Raw genomic sequence first — 20,565 nt, 5'->3', positions numbered from 1 at the left:
GGCGATATCCGACGTCCGGGCGGCTAGCGCCCGGACGGTCTTCACAAATGTTCAGGCCTGAAGCAGGGGCTTCACCCGCGTGGCGATCGAGGCTACGGCTTCCTTGACCTCCTTGCGGCCGAGGACAGCGAGCTGGACTTCCTCCAGGAAGATCGACTGGGCACGTGCCGCTTCGGGGAAGGGCGGGAAGGCGCCGCGGGCATTCTTCAGCACCGCGGCCTCGACGGCGGCGACCGGGCTGTTCGCGGCGAAGGACTGGTCTGCATAGGTGGAGACGCGGACCGGGCCATTGCCATTCTTGGCCATGCCGAGCGTGGCGCGCTTGCTGGAGACTTCCTTGATGAACTTCCAGGACAGGTCCTTGTCCTTGGAGTTCGCGGGGATGACCATGCCCCAGGCCTCGACGATCGAGGACATCGGCATCTTGCCCTTCAATCCTGCGGAGATCGGGAATTCGATCGCCTTGATCTTGCCGGGGAACTTGCTCTGTTCCTTGTTGTTGAGCTGAGCAAACCGGGCAAAGGGCAGCACGGTAAAGGCGGCGCGGCCCTGCTGCAGCCAGGTTACCTGGTCGTCGTTCTTGGTGGTCGCGTAGCTGCGCGGCAGGGCGGCGCCCTCGAACATCTTGCGAAGGATGGTCAGGCCCTTTTCCATGGCCTCGGGATTCGGCAGAAGTTCGAACTTGGCGTTGATGAAATCTCCGCCGAAGGCGCGGGCAAACATGACCGGGAAGACGGCGAGGTCGCTTGCCAGCACCATGCCGGCGACCGGCGTGCCGGCCTTGGAGGTGAAGGTAAGCTTCTGGGCCTGCTCCACCAGTTCTTCGAGTGTCGTCGGCGGCGCGGTGATGCCCTGCTCTTCGAGGAGCGCTTCGTTGTAGAAGAGGCCCTGGGTCGCATGGCGGACCGGAATGCCGATCAGTCTGCCGTCGACGGTCATGCCCTGCACGAGGCCCGGTGCGATATCGCCGAAGTCCTCGATGGCATCCTTCTTGAGATAGGCATCGAGTGGCTCGAACATCGCGGCGATCTGCTTGGTCGGGCGGTTGTCGACGATGTAACCGACGTTGAAATCGGTCGAGCTGAGGCTCGCCTCGCGGAACAGGCGGTCCTGGAGCGGATTGGAATCAAACGTCGTCCAGACGACGTCGGCATCGTTTGTCGCGCGCCAGTCCTTGAGCAGGTCACCGTCGCCGGTGCCGAGCACCGTCTGGTGCACCTTGTGGCTCAAGACGTTCAGCGTCTTGCCCGCCGCAAACGACGGCCCGGCGGCGAGCATCGCCGCTCCTCCCATAGCGGTGCCTAAGAAGCCGCGCCGTGTGATGTTGGTAAGCGATTTGTCTGACATGATTTCCCTCCCTTGCAGACAGTTGAATAACCCGGGTGACTAACCCTTGGTCGCGCCGGCGGTCAGGCCGGCCACGAGATAGCGGTTCATGAAGATGACGAAGAGCAGAACCGGTATGAGCTGGACGGTGGACGCCGCAAACAGCACGCCCCAGTCGACGCCGTCGATCGATCCGATCATTTCGGAGATCACCAGCGGCGCGGTCTTGGCCTTGGTCGCGGTGAAGATGAAGGCGAACAGGAACTCGTTCCAGGCAAAGACGACGACGAAGACGGCGACCGCGAGAATGCCGGGTGCCGCGAGCGGCACGATGACGCGCCTCAAGATCGTCAGCCGCTTGGCGCCATCGATCTGGGCCGCTTCATCGAGTTCACGCGGAATCTGGTCGATGAAGGTGCGCATCAGCACCGTGCCGAGCGACACGAAGAAGGTCGCATAAAGCACCATCAGCACGATATGCGTATCGTTGAGGCCGATCGCGTTGATGATCGGAAACAGCGGCAGCGTCACGACGATCGGCGGGATGAGGCGCACGATGATCAGGAACATCACGCTCGCGTCCAGCATCCGGCTGCTGTGGCGCGAATAGACGTAACCCGCCGCCGTGCTGGTGGTGATCGCGATGATGGTCGCACCGGCAGTGATGATGGTGCTGTTCAGGAGCCCGGTGAAGAACACGCCCCAGCCGTTCCAGAGTTCGACATAGTGCTGCACTGTCGGCGAAAAGACGAGTTTCGGCGGCACGGCGAAAATATCCTGGCCTGGCTTGAACGACGACATGACGAGGAAGGCGATCGGAAACAGTGACCAGGCGAGGATGACCGTGACCGCAAGTGTTTTTCCAAGACCGATGGCGAGCTTGTCAGTGCGCATTGCCGGCCACCTGCTTGCGAAGGAGGAAGACATAACCGGTCGCCAGAAGCAGCGATGCGAGCACCATGATCCAGGCGGTGGCGGCGGCCGTGCCGAAGGCGTTGAAGCTGAACGCCTCCTGATAGAGATAGACCGCGACGACTTCCGTCGAACGGGCCGGCCCGCCCTGGGTCATCAGCCAGACTTCCGAGAAGATGCGAAAGGCGAAGATATAGCGAAACAGCAGCGCCACGACGATCGCCGGCCCGAGCAGCGGTATCGTCACGCGGCGGAAGGCATCGAAAGGTTTGGCGCCGTCGATGCGGGCCGCCTCGTAGAGATCCTTCGGGATCGCCAGGCGCGCCGCATAAAGAATGATGAAGGTGAAGGGCAGGTGCAGCCAGATGGTCAGCAGACCGATCATGATCAGGGCGTGAGACGGCTCGAAGGACCAGTCGAGCATCGGCAGGCCGAGCCATGTGAGCATGGCGGTGACCGGGCCGACATCCGGATCGAACAGGAAACGCCACATGGCGACGGCGATGACTTCGCTGACGGCATAGGGCGCCAGGACCGCAACGAGGAGAACACGCCGGCACGGCAGGCCGCTTGCAAACAGCAGCGCCATTCCAAGCCCGAGCGCCAGTTCCAGATGCACGGCGAAGATGACGATGAGGACGGTGTTGCCGAGCGCCAGCAGGAAGGCCGGATCGGTCAGCACCTTGATATAGTTCTGAAGGCCCAAGAAGGTCGCGGACTGCCCGAAACTGGAGGCATGCAGGCTGAGCCACACGACATAAAACGACGGTATGACGATGACACTGAGGATCAGTATCTGTACCGGCGCCAGGAATGGCACGACCTCGGTGATCTTGTTCAAACGCAAATGCTCCTCCCATGCGAGCGTAGTCTTTGGCTGGCGTTCTTGTCTGACGCCTAGTGAATGCGGTTCGGTCGCTCCTTGACCTTGTCCGACGTATCGGCCGCCTGTTCCTCCAAGCTCTTGAGAAGCCCCTCCACGGGCGGTGACACGAGGCGGCGGGTCGAATCCCGGACCTGAAGGCTGGTATTGAGAACGCTCGGCGACGGCGCCGAGGCATCGCCCCGCATGCGCTTCTGCAGCCGTTCCCAGGCAAGGTGAGCGATCTCGTCGACCGGCTGGCGGATCGCGGTGAGCGCCGTCTTGCGGGCGCTCATCCATGTGTAGTCGTCGAAGCCGATGATCGAGACCTGGTCGGGAATGTCGATCCGCTGCCTGGCGAGCGCGGTGAGCACGGCGAGCGTGGTGACGTTGGTCAGGGCAAAGACCGCCGAAGGCAGCGGATGGCGTTCAAGCCAATGCGCAAAGATCTCGGCGCCTCGTTCTGCATTGGAGCCCAGCGCGATTGCCACGGGCTCCCGGCCGATCATCTCGCGCACGATCGACGTCGCGCCGCGGACACGCTCGCGGATCGGCGCGATATCGAGATGCGACGCGGCAAGCACGATATCGGAATGGCCCATCTCGACAAGATAACGACCGGCGATTTCTCCCGCCTCGAAATTGTCGATCGTCACCGTATCGGCGGCGGCCGATTGCGGGATCACTCGGTCGACGAGCACGATCGGCAGATGCCCGACTTCGCGGGCAAGTGCTGCCGGTATCGTATCGGAGCAAGGCACGGCGATAATGCCCGAGGGCCGCCAGCCGAGCAGCGTCTGCAGCCTGGATTCCTCCAGTTGCCGGTCGTCGCGCGAGCTCGCGACGATGACGTCGTAACCGTCCTTCAGCGCCATCACTTCGATGCGCGAGATGAGCGAGGTGAAGAACGTGTCGTCGAGATCCGGAACGAGAACGCCGACCACCCGGGCCTTGCCGGATTTCAGCTGCGAAGCGGCGCGGTCGATCTGGAAGGAAAGGTCCTTGGCAGCCTGCTCGACCTTCTCCCGCAGATCGTCGTTCACCGGCTTGCGGCCGCTGAAGACGTTCGACACGGTGGCGATCGAAACGCCCGCGCGTTCGGCGACTTCCTTGAGCGTTGCACGTTTGCGGGACACCGCAGCCTCACTGTTAAACGTTTTACCGTTAAACGTTTAACAGGTCCCCTCGCATAAGCAAGCGGAAATGTCCGCCGAGTGCTTGCCGGAAATAATTATGCCGAAGGTTGCGGGCTCGCGGCCGGTTCGTCGATCGTCTGGATCGCATCGTAGGCGGCAAGCACGGTCTCCATCTGCGCCGTGTGCCCCTGGATGAAGGCCGGGCCGTAGATGGTTTCGTCCGGATATTCGGTGATCAAGGTCAGCGGAACCGTGTGCCGGTCGTCGATCGAGATCAGGCAGGGGAAGCCGTTGATGATGCGGAAGCCGGTTTCACCGGCATGGGTTTCGAAAAGCCTGATCTGTGCGGCGTTATAGGCGACGAGGCCGGGAATGGCGGCGAGGTGGCGGCTGACGCGGTCGATCAGGATTTCCGCCTGTTCCGTCCATTCGGCGTGATGGCGCATGATCAGGAAGAAGCCCTTCGGGACCGTCCACATGGCGAAGGTGCGCGGCACGTAGCCGGAAAGCGGCCGCGTCCATTCATGCGAGGGATAGCCGTGCAGGTTGACGTGCAGCCTGGCGCCGCTCAGCCGTTCCGCCTCGATGCGGATCGCCTTTTCGAACAGGTCCTTGCCGGAGCGATATTCGAGATCGTCGCCAAGCGCGGTGTAGCGTGCAGCATGGTGCATGTGCAGCGGGTTGTCAGTGCGCAGCCGCCAATGCACCTGGTAACCGTCGGGATTTTCGAGCGGCGATATGACGAAATGCGAATTTGGCCGTGAGTGAAGCGTCTGCGCCGCGCGCAGTGCGCCGACGATGCCGGTCGTCTCGTTTGCATGCTGGCCACCGCTGATGATGACCGGCTTGTCAGCGCCTGAGTGATAACGAGCTTCGACAGCGCGGCCGCTCCGCGAGCGGGCTTCGAAGGCGACGCCATCGATTGCCGCGAGTTCCTTGCGGATCTGGGCCACGGAGACCGGCGACACGGCTGAAGCGAGACGCTGCGGCTCGGTCACCGCCTCGGAAGCCCACAGCGGCCGCGTTTCGACGCGGACGGAGAGGGTCTCACCGTCGCGGATTTCCGGGATGATCTGGCCCGGCTGCAGGCCGCGGTCGCCGATCGGACGGCCGGCTTTCTTCTGGAAGACTTCCAGAAGCGTGAAATAGAAATCCTCGTGCAGCGCCTCGCGCAGACTGACGACCTCCTCGCCGACGGGCAGACGCCTGTCTTCGGCAGGCAGGGTGACGGCGATGTTGAGCTCGTCGAAATAAGGCTCCTTCGTCCCCCACTCATGGGCCGCGACAGCTTCCACGGCCGAGACGAACAGGAGTTCGTAGTCGGTCTCCAACCGTTCGCCGGTTCCGCCATCGAGGCTTAGCCAGCCGGTCGGCGACAGCAATGTTTCGCCGATGAAATCCGTGTGGAGCCGGTTCGGTGCGAAAACTTTATGGGTTTCGATGCTGCCGTCCTTTGCGGTCAGCGTCAAAGCGTAAAAGGCATCTTCGACCCCCGCTTCGAAGGTCAGCCGCGCTTCGTTTACAAGACCAGCCAAGGGATAGGCTTCGAGCAGGAAACGGTTTTTCGGGCAGGCCGTGTGTACCGGATAAACGATGTGCAGGGCCGAGAGGTTATCGAGATCGACCTCTTCGAGGAGGAAGTGAAGCAAGGGTTTGTAGGCGCTGCGGAACTTTGCCTCGACGCCGGTGGCGGCGAGCTTCGCTTCGGCCTGCCTGCGGGTCTTCTCGTCGTCGAAAACCCAGGCCTCGATCTTCGTGCCTCGGGCGCCGGAAAAACGTGCGACGAGGGCATCGAGCGTGCGCTCGACCTGCTGTTCGTGGATCAGTGTCATGCGGAGGTTCTGCCTGTGGGATCGAGACTGTCGCGTAGCCAGTCGCCGAGGAGGTTGAGGCCAAGGACGGTGAGAAGGATGGCAAGGCCCGGGAAAACGCTGACCCACCAGGCGGTCTGCAGATAGGTGCGGCCTTCGGCGAGCATGCCGCCCCAGCTCGGGATGGTCGGGTCGATGCCGAGGCCGAGGAAGGTGAGGCTCGATTCGAGCAGGATGTTGGTGGCGACGTTGAGCGTCATCAGCACGATGACCGGGCCGATCAGGTTGGGCAGCAGGTGCTGGACGATGATGCGCCAGTTCTTGACCCCGATCGCACGCGCCGAAAGGATGAACTCCCGCTCGCGCAGCGTCAGCACCGAACCCCGCACCAGGCGGGCATATTGCACCCATTGCGAGACGATCAGCAGGATGATGGTGTTGGTCAGCCCGCCGCCGACGATGGCGATGAAGGTAATGGCGAGCAGGATGAAGGGGAGCGCCAGCTGGATATCGGCAAAACGCATCACCAGCATGTCCCAGATGCCGCGGTAATAACCGGCGATCAGGCCCATGAAGACACCTATCGTGACGCCGCCGGCAACCGACACGAAGCCGACCAGCAGCGAGATCTTGCCGCCGGCCATGACGCGGGCGAGGACGTCGCGCCCGAGCGGATCGGTGCCGAAGACATGCGCAGGCCTGACGAACGGCGAAACGAGGCGCGACATCAGGTCGATCTTTTCGGCGCCGCCGGGAAAGATCACGCCGGAGAAGATGACGGCAAGACCGATGACGCCGACCAGCAGGGCGCCGAGGACGAATTCGAGCTTCAGGAAATTCGAGGAAGCAGTGCGCAAGGCCATGGCTCTCACTCCGTCCGGATGCGGGGATCGACGAGGCCGTAGGCAATGTCGACGAGGAGGTTGATGCCGATGATCATCAGCGACAGGACTGTGATGACCGCCTGCAGCACCGGATAGTCGCGGGCGCCGACGGCGTCGAAGGCGAGCGTGCCGAGGCCCGGCCAGTTGAACACCCGCTCGACGACGACGATGCCGCCCAGCAGGCCCCCGAACTGCAGGCCGAAATAGGTGATCAGCGGAATGGCGCAGTTGCGGAGTGCATGTTTATAAAGCACGGCGTTTTCGCTGAGCCCCTTGGCGCGGGCGACCATGATATATTGCGAGCGCAGCGTCTCCAGCATGGTGGTGCGCACCAGGCGGACATTGGTCGCTGTCAGGATGATGCCCATGGTAACGGCCGGCAGGATGAAGCTTTCAAATCCGTCCATGCCGCTTGGCGGCAGCAGTGGCAGGGCGATCGCAAAGAGCAGGACGAGCATCGTCGCCAGCCAGAAATTTGGAAACGACAGGCCGACGAGCGACAGGATGCGGATCATCTGGTCGGCCCATTTGCCACGCGCGGTGGCGGCCTTGATGCCGAGCGGAATGGAGATGACGATCGAGACGATCAGCGAGGTGAAGGCGAGCGCCAGCGTCGCCGGCAGTGCCTTGCCGATCAGCAGCGATACCGGCGTGCCGCCCAGAAAACTCTTGCCGAAATCGAGCGTGAAGATGCCCTTCAGGAAATTCAGGTACTGAACGAAGAACGGTTCGTTGAGGCCGAGACCCTCGCGGATGCGCACGAGATCGGCCTCGGTGACGCTGCCGGCGCCTTGCGTCAGCATCAGCGCCGGGTCACCGGTGAGGCGGATCGCGAAAGCGACCGTCAGCGTCACGGCAATCACGACGAAAATCGCCTGCAAAAGGCGTTTTACCAGGAATACGGCCAATCTCTCGTTCCTCGTTTTCTTGTCGGAGCCGCCGCCTCCACTCGAAGGCGGCGGCTCCGCGAAGTCTTAGTCGACGGTGACGTCGGTGAACTTCAAACGGCTGTCCGGCACCGGCGTAAAGTTCTTCACGCGCTTGTTGATGCCGAAGATGGCGTTCAAGTTGTAGAGCGGCATTTCCAGCGCTCGGTCTGCTGCGTAATGAGCGATTTCCTGCAGAACCTTCTCGCGCTCGGCGACATTGGTGATGGTGCGCTGCTTGGCAAGCAGTTCGTCCATCTTCGGGTCGCTGTCGTAGGGGTTCCACTTTTCGCCGGTGTGGTACATGGCGACGGCTGTGTTGTCGTAGTCGAGCGTCCAGCCGCCCCAGGACTGCTGGAACATCGCGCCGGTCTTGCCGCCGGGAATGATGTCGTTCAAGAGAACGTTGGTCTCATAGGGCTTGATCGTTGCCGTGATGCCGATCGTCTGCAGATAGGCGGAGATCGCCTGGGCGACTTCGATGAAGGTCGCCTCGTTGCCGCGAAGGTCGATCTGCAGGGATGCGCCCGGCGCGACGCCGGCTTCCTTCAGCAGAGCCTGTGCCTTGACCGGATCGTAGGGCAGCGGCTTCATGGCCTTGTCGAAGCCGAAGGACAGCGGCCCCTGGAAGCTGGCGATCGGCTGTGCCTGGCCGCCGAGGATCGACTTGATGATCGCGTCGCGATCGACGCCCATGATCAGCGCCTGGCGAACCTTCGGATCCTTGGTGATGCCGTCGCGCGTGTTGAAGCGCAGTGCATAGACCGTCGGGCCGGGCGAAGTGACCACGGCGAGCTTGGCATTGCCCTGGATCGTCGGGATCATGCCGATCGGAATGGTCGGCGGGATAACGAGATCGACACGGCCGGCCTGGAGTTCGGCAACCGCTGTAGCCGGCTCGGAGATGAACTTGTATTCCAGATCCGAAATTTTCGGCGCGCCGCCGAAATAGTCCGGGTTGGCGGCGAGAACGATGTTCACCTTCGGCTCGTAGGAAACGAACTTGAAGGCGCCGGTGCCGACTGGATGGGCGTTGAAATAGGCATCGCCCTTTTCGGCGATGTATTTCGGCGGAACGATCATGCCGCCGTAACCGGCGAGCTTGGTGAGGATGACCGGATCGGCCACCTTCAGCTTCATGTCGATCGTGTTGGCATCGACAACGTCGACGCTGCCGATCGAATTGTAGTTGGATTGCTGCGGCCCCTTGGCGCCTTCCGGGCCGAGCAGGCGGTCGAAGGTGAATTTGACCGCTTCGGCATTGAAGGTTTCGCCGTTGTGGAATTTCACGCCTTCACGCAGCTTGAAGCGGATGCGCATGCCGTTGTCGAGCACTTCCCAGGAAGTCGCGAGACCCGGGACGAGCTTCAGGTCGGGGCCGCGATAGGTGAGGCCGTCAAAGATATTGGTCGAGACCGAGGCCCAGTTGACCAGGAATGTGTCGATCGGATCCCAGCTGCCCGGATCCTGCGGCGAGGACACCGTCAGCTTGCCGGCGGCGAGCGCCGAGACCGGCGCGAATGCGACGCCTGCGAGCGCCATCGCCACGAATGCCGTCCGCAAACCCCTCTGTATTTTTATCATCGTTTTTGCTCCTGTTGAAAAACCGAATGTCAAATCGTCATGCACCGCGTGCCACGTAATGGCCTGGCGCGATTTCCTCCCGGGCGAGAAGCACCGGTTCGTTTCCGACCGCCCGGATCGGGCTTGGAATGTCTCCCTCGATCATCGCCAACGGCTTGCGCCGGCGCGGATCGGCGACCGGCACGGCCGAAAGAAGCCGCCGCGTATAGTCGTGCGTCGGCGTTTCGAAGATCTGGCGGCGATTGCCGAATTCCATGATCTGGCCGAGATAGAGCACCGCCACCCGATGGCTCATCTTTTCGACCACGGCCATGTCATGGCTGATGAAGAGGTAGGCGAGGCCACGCTCTTCCTGCAGATCCATGAACAGGTTGATGATCTGTGCCTGGATCGAGACATCGAGTGCGGACAGTGCCTCATCGGCGATGATCAGCTTCGGTTTCGAGGCGAGCGCCCGGGCGATGCAAACGCGCTGGCGCTGGCCGCCGGAGAACTCGTGCGGATAACGGCGGGCGTGCGCGGAGGTGAGGCCGACCCGCTCGAGCAGGGCATCGACGGTTTTTGCGATCTCCTTCTCGCTGTCGAGTGGGCCGTGGGTGCGGATCGGTTCGGCGATCGAGAAACCGACCGTCTTGCGCGGATCGAGCGAGGCGAACGGGTCCTGAAAGATATATTGCACGTCCCGGCGCAGGTTGTGCCGTTCCGCCATGGTCATTGCCGAGAGCGGCTTGCCCGAAAAGGTGATATTGCCGGCCGTTGCCTTCTGAAGCTGCTGGATGGTGCGGCCGATCGTCGACTTGCCCGATCCGGATTCGCCGACCAGCGCCAGCGTCTCGCCCGGATGGATGTCGAAGGAGACCTTTTCCACGGCGTGGACGCGGTGGGTGACCTTGCCGAGCAGCCCCTTCTTGATGTCGAAACGAACCACGAGATCGCGCACCGACAGTAGCGGATCGGCATCGTAACGGGCGGTATCCTGGATGCGTTCGACGCCTGAAAGCTTCGGCTCTCCATCTTCGAGCACGGTCAGTGGCAGGCGCTTGGGGAATTCCTCGCCGGTCATGCTGCCGAGCTTCGGCACGGCCGCGAGCAGCGTGCGGGTGTAGGCATTGGTCGGCTTCTCGAAAATGTCGAGTGCCTTGCCCTTTTCCACCGCCTTGCCTTTCCACATCACCACCACGTCGTCGGCCATCTCGGCGACGACGCCCATGTCATGGGTGATGAAGATGACGGCGGCACCAAGTTCTTTCTGCAGGTCGCGCAGGATATTGAGGATCTGCGCCTGGATGGTGACGTCGAGCGCGGTGGTCGGCTCGTCGGCGATCAGCAGCCTTGGCCGGCAGGCAAGTGCCATGGCGATCATCACGCGCTGGCGCATGCCGCCGGAAAGCTGGTGCGGATAACGGGTCAGCAGTTCCGCCGCATCCGGCAGCCGCACCATGTCGAGCAGCCGTTTCGCTTCGGCAAGCGCTGCGCTGTTCGACTTACCCTCGTGCAGCTTCAGGATTTCGGCCACCTGGTCGCCGATCGTGAAGACCGGGTTGAGCGAGGTCATCGGCTCCTGGAAGATCATCGAGATCTCCTTGCCGCGAATGCTGCGCATCTTCTTCTGGTCGAGTTTCAGGAGATCGATCTCGTCGCCTGATGTCTGGAACAGGATGCGCCCGGTCGGGTAATTGGCGCCGAGCATGTCCGCAAGCCGCATGATCGACAGCGAGGTCACCGACTTGCCCGAACCGGACTCGCCGACGATCGCGACGGTCTGGCCGGCCGAAACGGAAAAGCTCAAATTCTCGATGACGCGGGAGGCGCCGAACTCGACCGAAAGGTCATCCACGGCCAGAAGCGGGGTGGGGGCGGTTGGCGTCACTCGGGGAGCTCCTACCGGATAATGGCGGCGCAGGCCGCTCGAATGAGGGCGTCGACAGGGTGACCCACAAGATGCGCATGACCTTCGGCACGGCAGCTGTTGGCAGCCATGCTCACCGTCTTCTGCCCGCTTTCCCATGTATGGCGGCCCCGAATTTTGTTCGGTTTTTCCGTCACCTGCCTCACCCTCGCCTTGATAAGAATATGTCATCACTTTGTCGACATTTTGTCAACGGCGCAATAGGCTGATTTTGGCCTGTCTAGGTGACGGTGTTCAGGGAGCGGGAAAATACAAGATCCTGCCTTACCAAAGACCGCCGCCTGTGGTTGAATTTCGCCAAGGGAAGAAACATGAAAATCACCAAGCTTGAAACTGTGCGCGTCGCAGAGCGTGCGAACCTGTTGTGGGTGCTTGTCCACACCGACGAGGGAATTACCGGCCTCGGCGAAACCTTTTTCGGCGCCGAGACCGTGGAGAGCTACATCCACGAATATGTCGCTCCAAGGGTCATCGGCCGCGACCCGCTCCAGATCGACCTCCTGGCGCAGGAACTGGTCGGTTATATCGGTTTTCGCTCCTCAGGCGCGGAAGTGCGGGGCAATTCGGCGTTCGATATCGCCCTTTGGGACATTTTCGGAAAGGTCGCCAACCAGCCCATCGCCCAGCTGCTGGGAGGCTTCAGCCGCCGGGAAATCCGCACCTACAATACCTGCGCCGGCACGGAATATATCAAGAAGGCAACCGGCCAGGCGACCGCCAACTACGGTCTGACCGGTGGCACAGCTTACGACGACCTCAACGGCTTTCTGCATCGTGCCGACGAACTGGCCTTGTCGCTGCTCGAAGAGGGCATCACGGCGATGAAGATCTGGCCGTTCGACGCGGCTGCGGAGAGGACAAAAGGCCAGTATATATCGATGCCGGATATGAAGCTTGCGCTTCAGCCTTTCGAGAAGATCCGCAAGGCCGTCGGCGACCGGATGGATATCATGGTCGAGTTCCATTCCATGTGGCAGCTCCTGCCGGCCATGCAGATTGCGAAGGCCCTGACCCCTTACCAGACCTTCTGGCATGAAGATCCGATCAAGATGGACAGCCTGTCGAGCCTCAAGCGTTATGCGGAAGTATCGCCGGCGCCGATCTCAGCCTCGGAGACGCTCGCGACCCGCTGGGGATTTCGCGACTACCTGGAAACCGGCGTCGCCGGCATCGTCATGCTCGACATTTCCTGGTGCGGCGGCCTTTCGGAAGCCCGCAAGATCGCCTCCATGGCGGAAGCCTGGCATCTGCCGGTCGCACCGCATGACTGCACCGGCCCCGTCGTTCTCTGCGCATCGACCCATCTGTCTCTCAATGCACCGAACGCACTGGTGCAGGAAAGCGTACGCGCGTTCTACAAGACGTGGTACCGCGACCTGGTGACGGCGCTGCCGGAGGTGAAAAACGGCATGATCACGGTGCCGCCAGGCCCGGGTCTTGGCATGGAGCTCAACCCCGAGCTCGATCGCGCCTTCACCGTCAGCTGGCGGACGTCCGACGCCTCCATTCTCTAAGGTGCGACTGAAATGACGATATCCTCGGCGACCATGCTCAGAACCGCGAGCATGACCGGCCCGATGCTGATGCTTCTCGGCATGTTGATGTTTGCCTTGAACGACGCCATGGGCAAATGGCTCGTCGCGAATTATGGGCTGGGTCAGGTTGTCCTGATCCGCAGCCTTGCGGCACTGATCATCCTGGTGCCGATGGTCTGGAAGGCAGGTTTTAGCAATCTACTGGCCGTCGAACGGCCCGGCATGCAGTTTTTCCGCGTGGCGTTTTCGACGGCTGAAGTGTTCTGCTTCTATTATGCGGTCATGTATCTGCCGCTCGCTGACGTCATGACCTATTGGCTGGCGGCGCCGATCTATGTCGCGGCATGCTCGCCCTTTCTGCTCGGCGAAAAGGTCGGCTGGCGGCGCTGGACGGCGATTGCCGTCGGTTTCGTCGGCGTCATCATCACGCTCGAACCTTCGAGCGCCATGTTCAGCATGCCGGCGGTCATTTCGATCGTCGGCAGCGCCGCGTTTGCCTTCATGCTGATTTCCGGACGCTTTCTGCGCGGCACGCCGGATAGTGCGCTGGTGTTTTTCCAGGTCGTGGGCGCCGGCATCGCCGGCCTCGCCTTCGCGCCCTTGGACTGGTCGCCGATCGCGTCGAACCGCGACCTTCTTCTGCTCGGACTGCTCGGCATCGTCGCCATGGCAGCGCATATGCTGGTCAACCGCGCCCTCAAGGTTTCCGATGCGGCGACCGTCGCGCCGCTTCAATATACGCTGCTGCTCTGGGCGGTGATCTTCGGCTGGATGTTTTTCGGCGATATGCCGCGGCTCGGCATGATGGTCGGGGCAGCCCTGATCGTCGCGTCCGGCCTCTTCATCTTCATCCGCGAACAGATGCTCAAGAAGCGGCAGAGCGTGCTTCCGGCTGTTCCGGAATGAAATAACCCGCGGCGCTTTAGGGCACCGCGGGTATGCATTCCTCAGACGGACTACATCCGGGATGCGGGCGTTCCGTTACTTGCGGACTTCCTTGAGCTCGGCGACAATGTTGTCGACCACCTCGGCGCCGATTTCAGCCTTGTGCTTCTCATAGACGACCGCGGACTTTTCGCGGATGCGCTGCTGCTCTTCCGGCGACAGCGTGTTGACCTGCAGGCCGGCCGCCTTGATCTTCTCGAGCGACTTCTTGTTCAAATCGCCGATCACCTGGCGCTCAACGTCGCGTCCGACGACTGCGCAGGCGCGCAAGGCTGCCTGCTCGTCCGGCGCATAGGTGTTGAATATCGCCTTGGAGAACAGGAAGAGGAATGGCGTGTAGGCGTGGTTCGTCTCCGTGACATATTTCTGCACTTCGAAGAACTTCGACGTGTCGATCGTCACGTAGGGATTTTCCTGCGCGTCGATCGCCTTGGTTTCGAGAGCCGAGAAGACTTCGCCGAAAGCCATCGGGGTGGCGTTGGCGCCGAGGTTCTGGAAGGTATCGAGGAAGATGTTGTTCTGCATGACGCGAACCTTCATCCCCGAGAAGTCTTCCCACTTGGTGACGGGGCGAACCGAGTTCGACAGGTTGCGGAAGCCGTTTTCCCAATAGGCGAGGTTGACGAGGCCGGCAGCGTCGAGCTTCTGGTTCATCATGTCGCCGAACTTGCCGTCGAGGACCTTGTAGGCTTCCTGGGCGTTGCCGAAGAGGAAGGGCAGATCGAAAACGCCGAGGGCGGGGACGATGCCGACCAGCGGCGACGACGACGTCACCACGGCTTCCTGGACGCCGGAACGCAGCGCCTGGGTGGCCTGCAGGTCGCCGCCGAGTGCGCCGCCCCAGAAGGCGGTCAACTTCATCTTGCCGCCGGACTTCTCGTCCAGGCATTTCTGCATCGCATTGATGCCGTTTCCAACCGGATGATCGGCATTGATGCCGTTCGAGACGCGGATGTTGCGCGCCTTGAATTCGGCGAAGGCCGGTACGGCCGACGCGCATGCGATGGCAAGGGCGGTGGTCGTCAGTAACAGTTTTCTCATATTATCCTCCCATGGATGAGCTTGAGACAGGTTTAATGGAGCCAGCGTGCAGGCACGAGCACGAGGTCTGGAAACAGGACCAGCAGGAACAGCACAATCGTTTCGGCAATCAGGAACGGCCAGACCCCGGCCGTCACCTTGCCAAGCGGAATGCGCGCTACGCCGCTGACCACGTTCAATACGACGCCGACCGGCGGAGTGATGAGGCCGATGGAGTTGTTCATGATGAACAGCACCCCGAAATAGACCGGATCAATTCCCGCCTGCTTGACGATCGGCATCAGGACCGGCGTCAGGATCAGGATGGTCGGCGTCAGATCGAGCGCCGTGCCGACGACCAGCACCAGGATCATGATGGCGAACATCAGCAGCATCGGACGGTCGATCAGCGGCTCGATATAACCGACGATCTCGGACGGAATATTGGCGGCGGTGATCAGCCATGAGGACACCAGTGCCGAAGCCACCAGGAACATGATGACCGATGTGGTCTTGGCAGCCTGCAGGATGACACGCGGCAGTTCGCTCGGTTTAAGCTCCCGATAGATGACCATGCCGACGAAGAGCGCATAGGCGGCGGCAACCACCGCAGCTTCGGTCGGCGTCATGATGCCGGCCTTGATGCCGCCAAGAATGATCACCGGCATGCCGAGCGCCCAGGCGGCCCTGCCGGTCACATGCAGCCGCTCGCTCATCGGCGCTTTCGGTAACGGCTGGACCTTGTCCCGGCGCACGGTGATCAACCAAGCGATGACCAGCGCAACGCCCATCAGGATGCCGGGAAAGATGCCGGCGAGGAAAAGCTGGGTAATCGACACGTTGGCCGCGACGCCGAATACGATAAAGGCCATCGACGGCGGAATGATCGGCGCGATAATGCCGCCCGCCGCTATAAGACCGCCGGAACGGGGCACGTTATAGCCAGCCTTCGCCATCATCGGGATAAGGATGGCGGCAAGGGCTGCCGTATCGGCAGCGGCCGAGCCCGAAATGCTGGCCATGATGACGGCTGCCATGATCGCGACAATGCCGAGGCCGCCGCGGATATGGCCGACACAGGCAATCGCGAAATCGATGATGCGGCGCGACAGGCCGCCGGAGTTCATCAGCTCACCGGCCAGGATGAAGAATGGAATGGCAAGCAGGGTAAAGGTGTCGACACCGGCGATCATGTTCTGGGCGATGATCTGGGTGTTGAACATGTCCATGTACCACATGAGCACGACGCCGCAGAACATCAGTGAGAACGCGACGGGCACGCCAATCGCCATGGCTCCGAGAAGCGATACGATGAATACGATAAGTGTCATCAGGTACGCTCCGCCATCTGCTCGATCGTCAGGTTTTCACCGGCAAAGATGCTGATCTCCTCCGCCGTCGCGCGGCCGGTGACATAGCGGAACAGCCGCTCCAGCGCGATCAGCGACAAGCCGGCGCCGGTAAACAGGCCGATGCCGTAGACCCAGATCATCGAAATCCCGGTCACCGGCGCGCTCATGCTGGCGTTGATCTCGAACTGCTGCCAAGTCCCCCAGAAAAAGATCATCGAGCAAGCGAGGATGACGAGGTTAGACAGGATCATGCAGACGAGCCGGCCCTTGCGGCCGAAAAGCGCCACGACGCTTTCGACGCCGAGGTGACCATGTTCGCGAAAGGCGACGACTGCGCCGACGAAGCTCAGCCAGACGAAGAAGTAGCGGGACAATTCCTCAGAGACGGACATGCCGGAATTGAAGGCGTAGCGAAGAACCACATTGGCAAACACCATGATCGCCATTGCTGAAAGCAGCAGGATCAATAGGACTTCCAATGCCTTAAAAAATAGATCGATTGCCTTTTGCATATTCCCCTCCCGAATTCCTACAAACGCCCGCGCCGGGCGAGCGTCTTCGTCACCGTCGACAACCTCAAGTTCCGCTCCGGGCATTTGCCCCGATGATCCGCTTCATCGACCAGCGGCTCAAGCGGCAGGCTGGACGTCACGATGCGGTTTCCTATTTGATATGCGATCAGCCTCTCCTCCATCGCAAAGACCTCTCCAGCGCTCCCTCAATTGTCAGGATGTCTGACAACCCTCCACCTGCGGTATCTCTAAAGACAGTTTTACCCGCTGTCCAGCGGCCCTTGGCCTGTTTCAGGAAATCGCTGGATCGATCTAACTTGAGCCCCGGCCGACACCCCAATAAACCTCCAATTGAAGGTCGAGGCGGCTTGCCGCGCCGTGGAGATGATGGCGCATCGCTTCCCGGGCACAGACCGGATCGCGGCTGGCGAGGGCGTCGCGGATCGCGACATGTTCGGCGATCGTCACCTCGACGATTTCCGTCAATACGGCTGCCTCCCGAGCCGTATTGATGGCAAGATGAATTCGCTCCGCGATGAAACCGATGAATAGCAGGAAGTATTCGTTATGCGTGGAAGCCGCGATCTGGCGATGAAAGGCGAGGTCGGCGAGAATGCCTTTTTCGGTCCACTTCTCTCCGCCCGTCATCTGCTCGAGCGCTTCGTCGAGCCTCACAAGGTCTTCGTCCGTGTGATTGACCGCGGCGAGACCGGCAGCTTCGATCTCCAGTGGCAGCCTCAGCTGAAACAGGCTTTGAAAACTGGCTCGGTGGGCGAGATTGCCCTGTTCGATGCGAATCGAATGGCGGTGCTCGATATCGGTGGCAAACGCTCCGACACCCTGCCGGGTCTCGACCAGGCCCTCATTGCGAAGCTGCGCGATCGCCTCGCGCACGACAGACCGGCTGACGCCAAAGGTCTTTGCCAGAATATGTTCGGTGGGCAATTTTTCGCCGGCCGTTATCCGGCCGTCGCTGATCTCGCGTCCGATCTGCGACGCGATCCGGGCGGGCAGGTGTTCGTTTCGTCTGATCTGGCTGAAGTCCATTACCACGGCGCCGGCTCTCCCCTTGTGACGCTCTTCTACGACTTCCCGGTAAAATTCAACTGGCAGCCCGGGTTCATCACCATGTCAGGATCGATGGCATTCTTGATAGCCGTCAGCAGTCGGCGCTTGGTTTCGGGGAGGCGTGCATCGAAATCCGCCCGCTTGAGCCGGCCGATGCCATGTTCGGCGCTGAGGCTGCCGTGGAAACGGTCAAGCACCTGGTTCAGGATCGTTTTCGACTGATAGATCCTTTCGAGCCGCTGCTGATGGGGCAGTTCCACGGACGGCAGAACGTTGAGATGAACATTTCCATCTCCGACATGACCGTAGGAGACACAGACGCAATCGGGCAGCGCTTCGTGGATCGCCTTTTCGGCCTCGGCGACAAAGGAAGGTACCTTGGAGAGCGGAACCGAAACGTCGCTGCGCATATGAACTCCACGTTTCGCTTGGCCCTCGTTCATTCCTTCACGAATCAGCCAAAGGTTTCTCGCCTGCGCCTGTGACGAGGCAATCGCGCCGTCGACGACGATGCCATCTTCCATGACCGCTTCTAGGAACCGCTGCATCAGGTTGTCGATATCGACGAGCCCGGAACCGGATACTTCCATGAGGACATAGCAGGGATAATCGGTCGCCATCGGGATCGGCAGGTCCGGAATGGCCTCACGGGCGAGCGTGAAGGCAAGCGGCGGCATGAATTCGAAGGCGGACATCAGGTCGCTGCAGTCGCGCCGGGCACGGCGATAGAGGGTGATCGCATCCTCCAGGGATGCGAGACCGACAAGGGCGGTCGCCACCTGGTCGGGGTTGGGCGTCAGCTTGATCGATGCGGCGGTGACGATACCGAGCGTGCCTTCGGCGCCGATGAAGAGTTGCTTCAAGTCTATGCCGCGATTGTCCTTCCTGAGCGTCGAAAGGCCGTCGAAGACCGTTCCGTCCGGCAGCACGAGCTCCAGGCCCAGCACCAGTTCGCGTGTCATGCCGTATCGGAGCACGTTGATGCCGCCGGCATTGGTCGAGATATTGCCGCCGATCCGGCAGCTTCCCTGCGCACCGAGGGCCAGCGGAAAGAACATTCCCTCCGCGGCGATAGCTTCCTTCAGTTCCCACAGGATGCAGCCCGCCTCGACGACGGCGGAGAAGTCGTCGGCGTCGATCTTGCGGATGCGGTTCATGCGTTCGAGGCTGAGAACGACCTGCCGCTCCGGCATATCCGGGATAGCGCCCAGCACTAGGCCGGTATTGCCTCCCTGCGGGACAATCGCGAGGCCGAGCTCACGGCAGGCTTTGACGCAGACGGCCACGTCTTCCGTCGACCGCGGCCTGAGGACGGCAACCGCCGAACTCGCGACGTCCCCGTGCCAGTCGCGACAATATCGCGCCATCGCATCCGCATCCGTCAAGACAAGGTCTTCGCCAAGCATCGATCGCAGGAGGAGGCGATGCTCTCCGGCCGGGTCAGTTTGCAGGCTCGTCATTCTCGGTGGTTCCTTTGGAAGATCCGTCCCTTGGCGGGATAGTTTGATTTGCTCTGCGCCTTGTCTCGGCGCACAACTATCCTGTTTTCAACCGAAGCATATAAGGTTATCAGACAACCGTACAATATAAATATTAGCGTATCCGGGCAGTCGTCGCCTCGGGTCGAGACGGGAGGAAGCATGCATATTCTGATCATAGGCGCGGCCGGGATGGTAGGCCGCAAACTGACGGCGCGTCTCATTGCGGAGGGCGGCATTCTCGGCAAGCCGATCGACAAGCTGACCCTCGTCGACGTCGTGAAGCCCGAGCACCCGCAGAGTTTTTCCGGGTCCGTGGTGACGAGCGACGCCGACCTCTCGATGCCGGGCGAGGCCGAAAAACTCATCGGGTCCCGCCCCGACGTGATCTTTCACCTTGCTGCGATCGTTTCGGCGGAGGCGGAGCTCGATTTCGAAAAGGGCTACCGGGTCAATCTGGATGGCACCCGCTATCTTTTCGATGCAATCCGCCTCGCAAACGGCGAGGACGGCTACAGGCCGCGGGTCGTCTTCACGTCGTCCATCGCTGTCGCGGGTGCCCCGCTTCCGTTCCCCATTCCCGATGATTTCCACCTGACGCCGCTCACCAGCTATGGCACCCAGAAGGCCATTTCAGAGCTGCTTCTTTCGGACTACACCCGCCGCGGGTTCTTCGAGGGCATCGGCATCCGGCTGCCGACCGTGTGCATCAGGCCCGGCAAACCGAACAAGGCCGCATCCGGCTTCTTCTCCAACATTCTGCGGGAGCCGTTGATCGGGCAGGAGGCGATCCTGCCCGTGTCGGATGACGTGCGCCACTGGCATACATCGCCTCGCTCGGCCGTCGGATACCTCGTCCATGCGGCGAATATGGATCTCGATCAGGTCGGCCCGCATCGCAATCTTTCCATGCCGGGCGTCAGTGCGACCGTCGGCGAGCAGATCGATGCGCTCCGCCGGGTGGGGGGCGAAAGAGCGGTAAACCTCATTCGTCGGGTACCGGACGAGATGATCATGAAAATGGTTGCGGGCTGGGCGCCCGGTTTCGAGGCAAAACGCGCCACCGCCCTCGGCTTTACCGCGGAGAAAAATTTCGACGAGATCATCCGGGTCCACATCGAGGATGAGCTCGGAGGCTGCGCGTGATGAGAAATTCGCGCGGCGACTAAAGGGTTTGTCCTTCAAAACGAACGGTGGCCTTCGCTCAGATGTCCGGATGCGTCGGAGCGAGGCCGCTGCCGACACACCCCGATCGTCGGATCATCAGGGGCAGCGTCGATTGTCGCCTGGCAGTTGATTGTGAGA

General features: G+C 61.5%; 17 protein-coding genes. 3 read left to right on the top strand and 14 right to left on the bottom strand.

Annotation, left to right across the window (positions count from 1 at the left end; genetic code table 11):
• Window positions 1-51 precede the first annotated feature (51 nt).
• The 9 genes from AC1DLT_RS20195 to AC1DLT_RS20155 form a co-directional block, all read right to left on the bottom strand.
• Window positions 52-1,347 (bottom strand): ABC transporter substrate-binding protein, encoded by a 1,296-nt coding sequence (locus AC1DLT_RS20195; protein ID WP_477487917.1) that lies wholly within the window; start codon window positions 1,345-1,347, stop codon window positions 52-54.
• 39 nt (window positions 1,348-1,386) lie between these two features.
• Window positions 1,387-2,220: a carbohydrate ABC transporter permease gene (locus AC1DLT_RS20190; RefSeq protein ID WP_477487916.1), complete on the bottom strand. Its 834-nt coding sequence runs from the start codon at window positions 2,218-2,220 to the stop codon at window positions 1,387-1,389.
• Window positions 2,210-3,079: a carbohydrate ABC transporter permease gene (locus tag AC1DLT_RS20185; protein ID WP_477487915.1), complete on the bottom strand. Its 870-nt coding sequence runs from the start codon at window positions 3,077-3,079 to the stop codon at window positions 2,210-2,212. The genes AC1DLT_RS20190 and AC1DLT_RS20185 overlap by 11 nt, the downstream gene beginning before the upstream one ends.
• Window positions 3,080-3,135: 56 nt before the next feature.
• On the bottom strand, window positions 3,136-4,236 hold the full coding sequence (locus AC1DLT_RS20180; protein ID WP_477487914.1) for a LacI family DNA-binding transcriptional regulator: 1,101 nt from the start codon (window positions 4,234-4,236) through the stop codon (window positions 3,136-3,138).
• A gap of 95 nt (window positions 4,237-4,331) precedes the next feature.
• A complete protein-coding gene (locus AC1DLT_RS20175) occupies window positions 4,332-6,068 on the bottom strand; it encodes a M14 family zinc carboxypeptidase (RefSeq protein ID WP_477487913.1) in 1,737 nt (578 codons plus the stop codon).
• On the bottom strand, window positions 6,065-6,910 hold the full coding sequence (locus AC1DLT_RS20170) for an ABC transporter permease (protein WP_477487912.1): 846 nt from the start codon (window positions 6,908-6,910) through the stop codon (window positions 6,065-6,067). The genes AC1DLT_RS20175 and AC1DLT_RS20170 overlap by 4 nt, the downstream gene beginning before the upstream one ends.
• 5 nt (window positions 6,911-6,915) lie before the next feature.
• The gene (locus AC1DLT_RS20165) at window positions 6,916-7,839 is read right to left on the bottom strand and encodes an ABC transporter permease (protein WP_477481881.1); all 924 of its coding nucleotides are present in this window, start codon (window positions 7,837-7,839) and stop codon (window positions 6,916-6,918) included.
• A gap of 66 nt (window positions 7,840-7,905) precedes the next feature.
• A complete protein-coding gene (locus AC1DLT_RS20160; RefSeq protein WP_477487911.1) occupies window positions 7,906-9,441 on the bottom strand; it encodes an ABC transporter substrate-binding protein in 1,536 nt (511 codons plus the stop codon).
• 37 nt (window positions 9,442-9,478) lie between these two features.
• On the bottom strand, window positions 9,479-11,311 hold the full coding sequence (locus AC1DLT_RS20155) for an ABC transporter ATP-binding protein (RefSeq protein ID WP_477487910.1): 1,833 nt from the start codon (window positions 11,309-11,311) through the stop codon (window positions 9,479-9,481).
• Window positions 11,312-11,661: 350 nt separating this feature from the next.
• Here AC1DLT_RS20155 and AC1DLT_RS20150 point away from each other — a divergent pair, with 350 nt between their 5' ends.
• Together AC1DLT_RS20150 and AC1DLT_RS20145 are read left to right on the top strand one after the other, a co-directional pair.
• On the top strand, window positions 11,662-12,864 hold the full coding sequence (locus AC1DLT_RS20150; RefSeq protein WP_477487909.1) for a mandelate racemase/muconate lactonizing enzyme family protein: 1,203 nt from the start codon (window positions 11,662-11,664) through the stop codon (window positions 12,862-12,864).
• Between the two features lie 33 nt (window positions 12,865-12,897).
• Window positions 12,898-13,791, top strand: a complete 894-nt coding sequence (locus tag AC1DLT_RS20145) for a DMT family transporter (RefSeq protein WP_477488012.1) — start codon at window positions 12,898-12,900, stop codon at window positions 13,789-13,791.
• Window positions 13,792-13,866: 75 nt separating this feature from the next.
• Here AC1DLT_RS20145 and AC1DLT_RS20140 read toward each other — a convergent pair whose 3' ends face one another.
• The 5 genes from AC1DLT_RS20140 to AC1DLT_RS20120 form a co-directional block, all read right to left on the bottom strand.
• Window positions 13,867-14,871 (bottom strand): TRAP transporter substrate-binding protein, encoded by a 1,005-nt coding sequence (locus AC1DLT_RS20140; protein ID WP_477487908.1) that lies wholly within the window; start codon window positions 14,869-14,871, stop codon window positions 13,867-13,869.
• 32 nt (window positions 14,872-14,903) lie between these two features.
• Window positions 14,904-16,181: a TRAP transporter large permease gene (locus AC1DLT_RS20135; protein ID WP_477487907.1), complete on the bottom strand. Its 1,278-nt coding sequence runs from the start codon at window positions 16,179-16,181 to the stop codon at window positions 14,904-14,906.
• Window positions 16,181-16,714 carry a TRAP transporter small permease gene (locus AC1DLT_RS20130; RefSeq protein ID WP_046666103.1) on the bottom strand — a complete coding sequence of 178 codons (534 nt, stop codon included), beginning with the start codon at window positions 16,712-16,714 and terminating at the stop codon, window positions 16,181-16,183. The genes AC1DLT_RS20135 and AC1DLT_RS20130 overlap by 1 nt, the downstream gene beginning before the upstream one ends.
• Window positions 16,715-17,026: 312 nt before the next feature.
• Complete coding sequence (locus AC1DLT_RS20125) at window positions 17,027-17,761, bottom strand: FadR/GntR family transcriptional regulator (protein WP_477488011.1); 735 nt, start codon at window positions 17,759-17,761, stop codon at window positions 17,027-17,029.
• Window positions 17,762-17,796: 35 nt separating this feature from the next.
• A complete protein-coding gene (locus tag AC1DLT_RS20120) occupies window positions 17,797-19,242 on the bottom strand; it encodes an FAD-binding oxidoreductase (RefSeq protein ID WP_477487906.1) in 1,446 nt (481 codons plus the stop codon).
• A gap of 180 nt (window positions 19,243-19,422) precedes the next feature.
• Between AC1DLT_RS20120 and denD the strand changes: the two genes are divergently transcribed.
• A complete protein-coding gene (denD, locus tag AC1DLT_RS20115) occupies window positions 19,423-20,406 on the top strand; it encodes a D-erythronate dehydrogenase (protein ID WP_477487905.1) in 984 nt (327 codons plus the stop codon).
• Window positions 20,407-20,565 lie beyond the last annotated feature (159 nt).

Source organism: Neorhizobium sp. 05N33 (assembly GCF_056397445.1).
The sequence above is the reverse complement of the archived record's forward strand: the minus strand, read 5'-3'. Positions and strand labels throughout refer to the sequence as shown.

Excerpts from the sequence above, each read along its gene's own strand:
- AC1DLT_RS20145 (WP_477488012.1), top strand. The coding sequence starts at position 12,898 with ATGCTCAGAACCGCGAGCATGACCGGCCCGATGCTGATGCTTCTCGGC.
- AC1DLT_RS20120 (WP_477487906.1), bottom strand. The coding sequence starts at position 19,242 with ATGACGAGCCTGCAAACTGACCCGGCCGGAGAGCATCGCCTCCTCCTG.
- AC1DLT_RS20140 (WP_477487908.1), bottom strand. The coding sequence starts at position 14,871 with ATGAGAAAACTGTTACTGACGACCACCGCCCTTGCCATCGCATGCGCG.
- AC1DLT_RS20170 (WP_477487912.1), bottom strand. The coding sequence starts at position 6,910 with ATGGCCTTGCGCACTGCTTCCTCGAATTTCCTGAAGCTCGAATTCGTC.
- denD (WP_477487905.1), top strand. The coding sequence starts at position 19,423 with ATGCATATTCTGATCATAGGCGCGGCCGGGATGGTAGGCCGCAAACTG.
- AC1DLT_RS20190 (WP_477487916.1), bottom strand. The coding sequence starts at position 2,220 with ATGCGCACTGACAAGCTCGCCATCGGTCTTGGAAAAACACTTGCGGTC.
- AC1DLT_RS20125 (WP_477488011.1), bottom strand. The coding sequence starts at position 17,761 with ATGGACTTCAGCCAGATCAGACGAAACGAACACCTGCCCGCCCGGATC.
- AC1DLT_RS20130 (WP_046666103.1), bottom strand. The coding sequence starts at position 16,714 with ATGCAAAAGGCAATCGATCTATTTTTTAAGGCATTGGAAGTCCTATTG.
- AC1DLT_RS20135 (WP_477487907.1), bottom strand. The coding sequence starts at position 16,181 with ATGACACTTATCGTATTCATCGTATCGCTTCTCGGAGCCATGGCGATT.
- AC1DLT_RS20195 (WP_477487917.1), bottom strand. The coding sequence starts at position 1,347 with ATGTCAGACAAATCGCTTACCAACATCACACGGCGCGGCTTCTTAGGC.
- AC1DLT_RS20175 (WP_477487913.1), bottom strand. The coding sequence starts at position 6,068 with ATGACACTGATCCACGAACAGCAGGTCGAGCGCACGCTCGATGCCCTC.
- AC1DLT_RS20160 (WP_477487911.1), bottom strand. The coding sequence starts at position 9,441 with ATGATAAAAATACAGAGGGGTTTGCGGACGGCATTCGTGGCGATGGCG.
- AC1DLT_RS20150 (WP_477487909.1), top strand. The coding sequence starts at position 11,662 with ATGAAAATCACCAAGCTTGAAACTGTGCGCGTCGCAGAGCGTGCGAAC.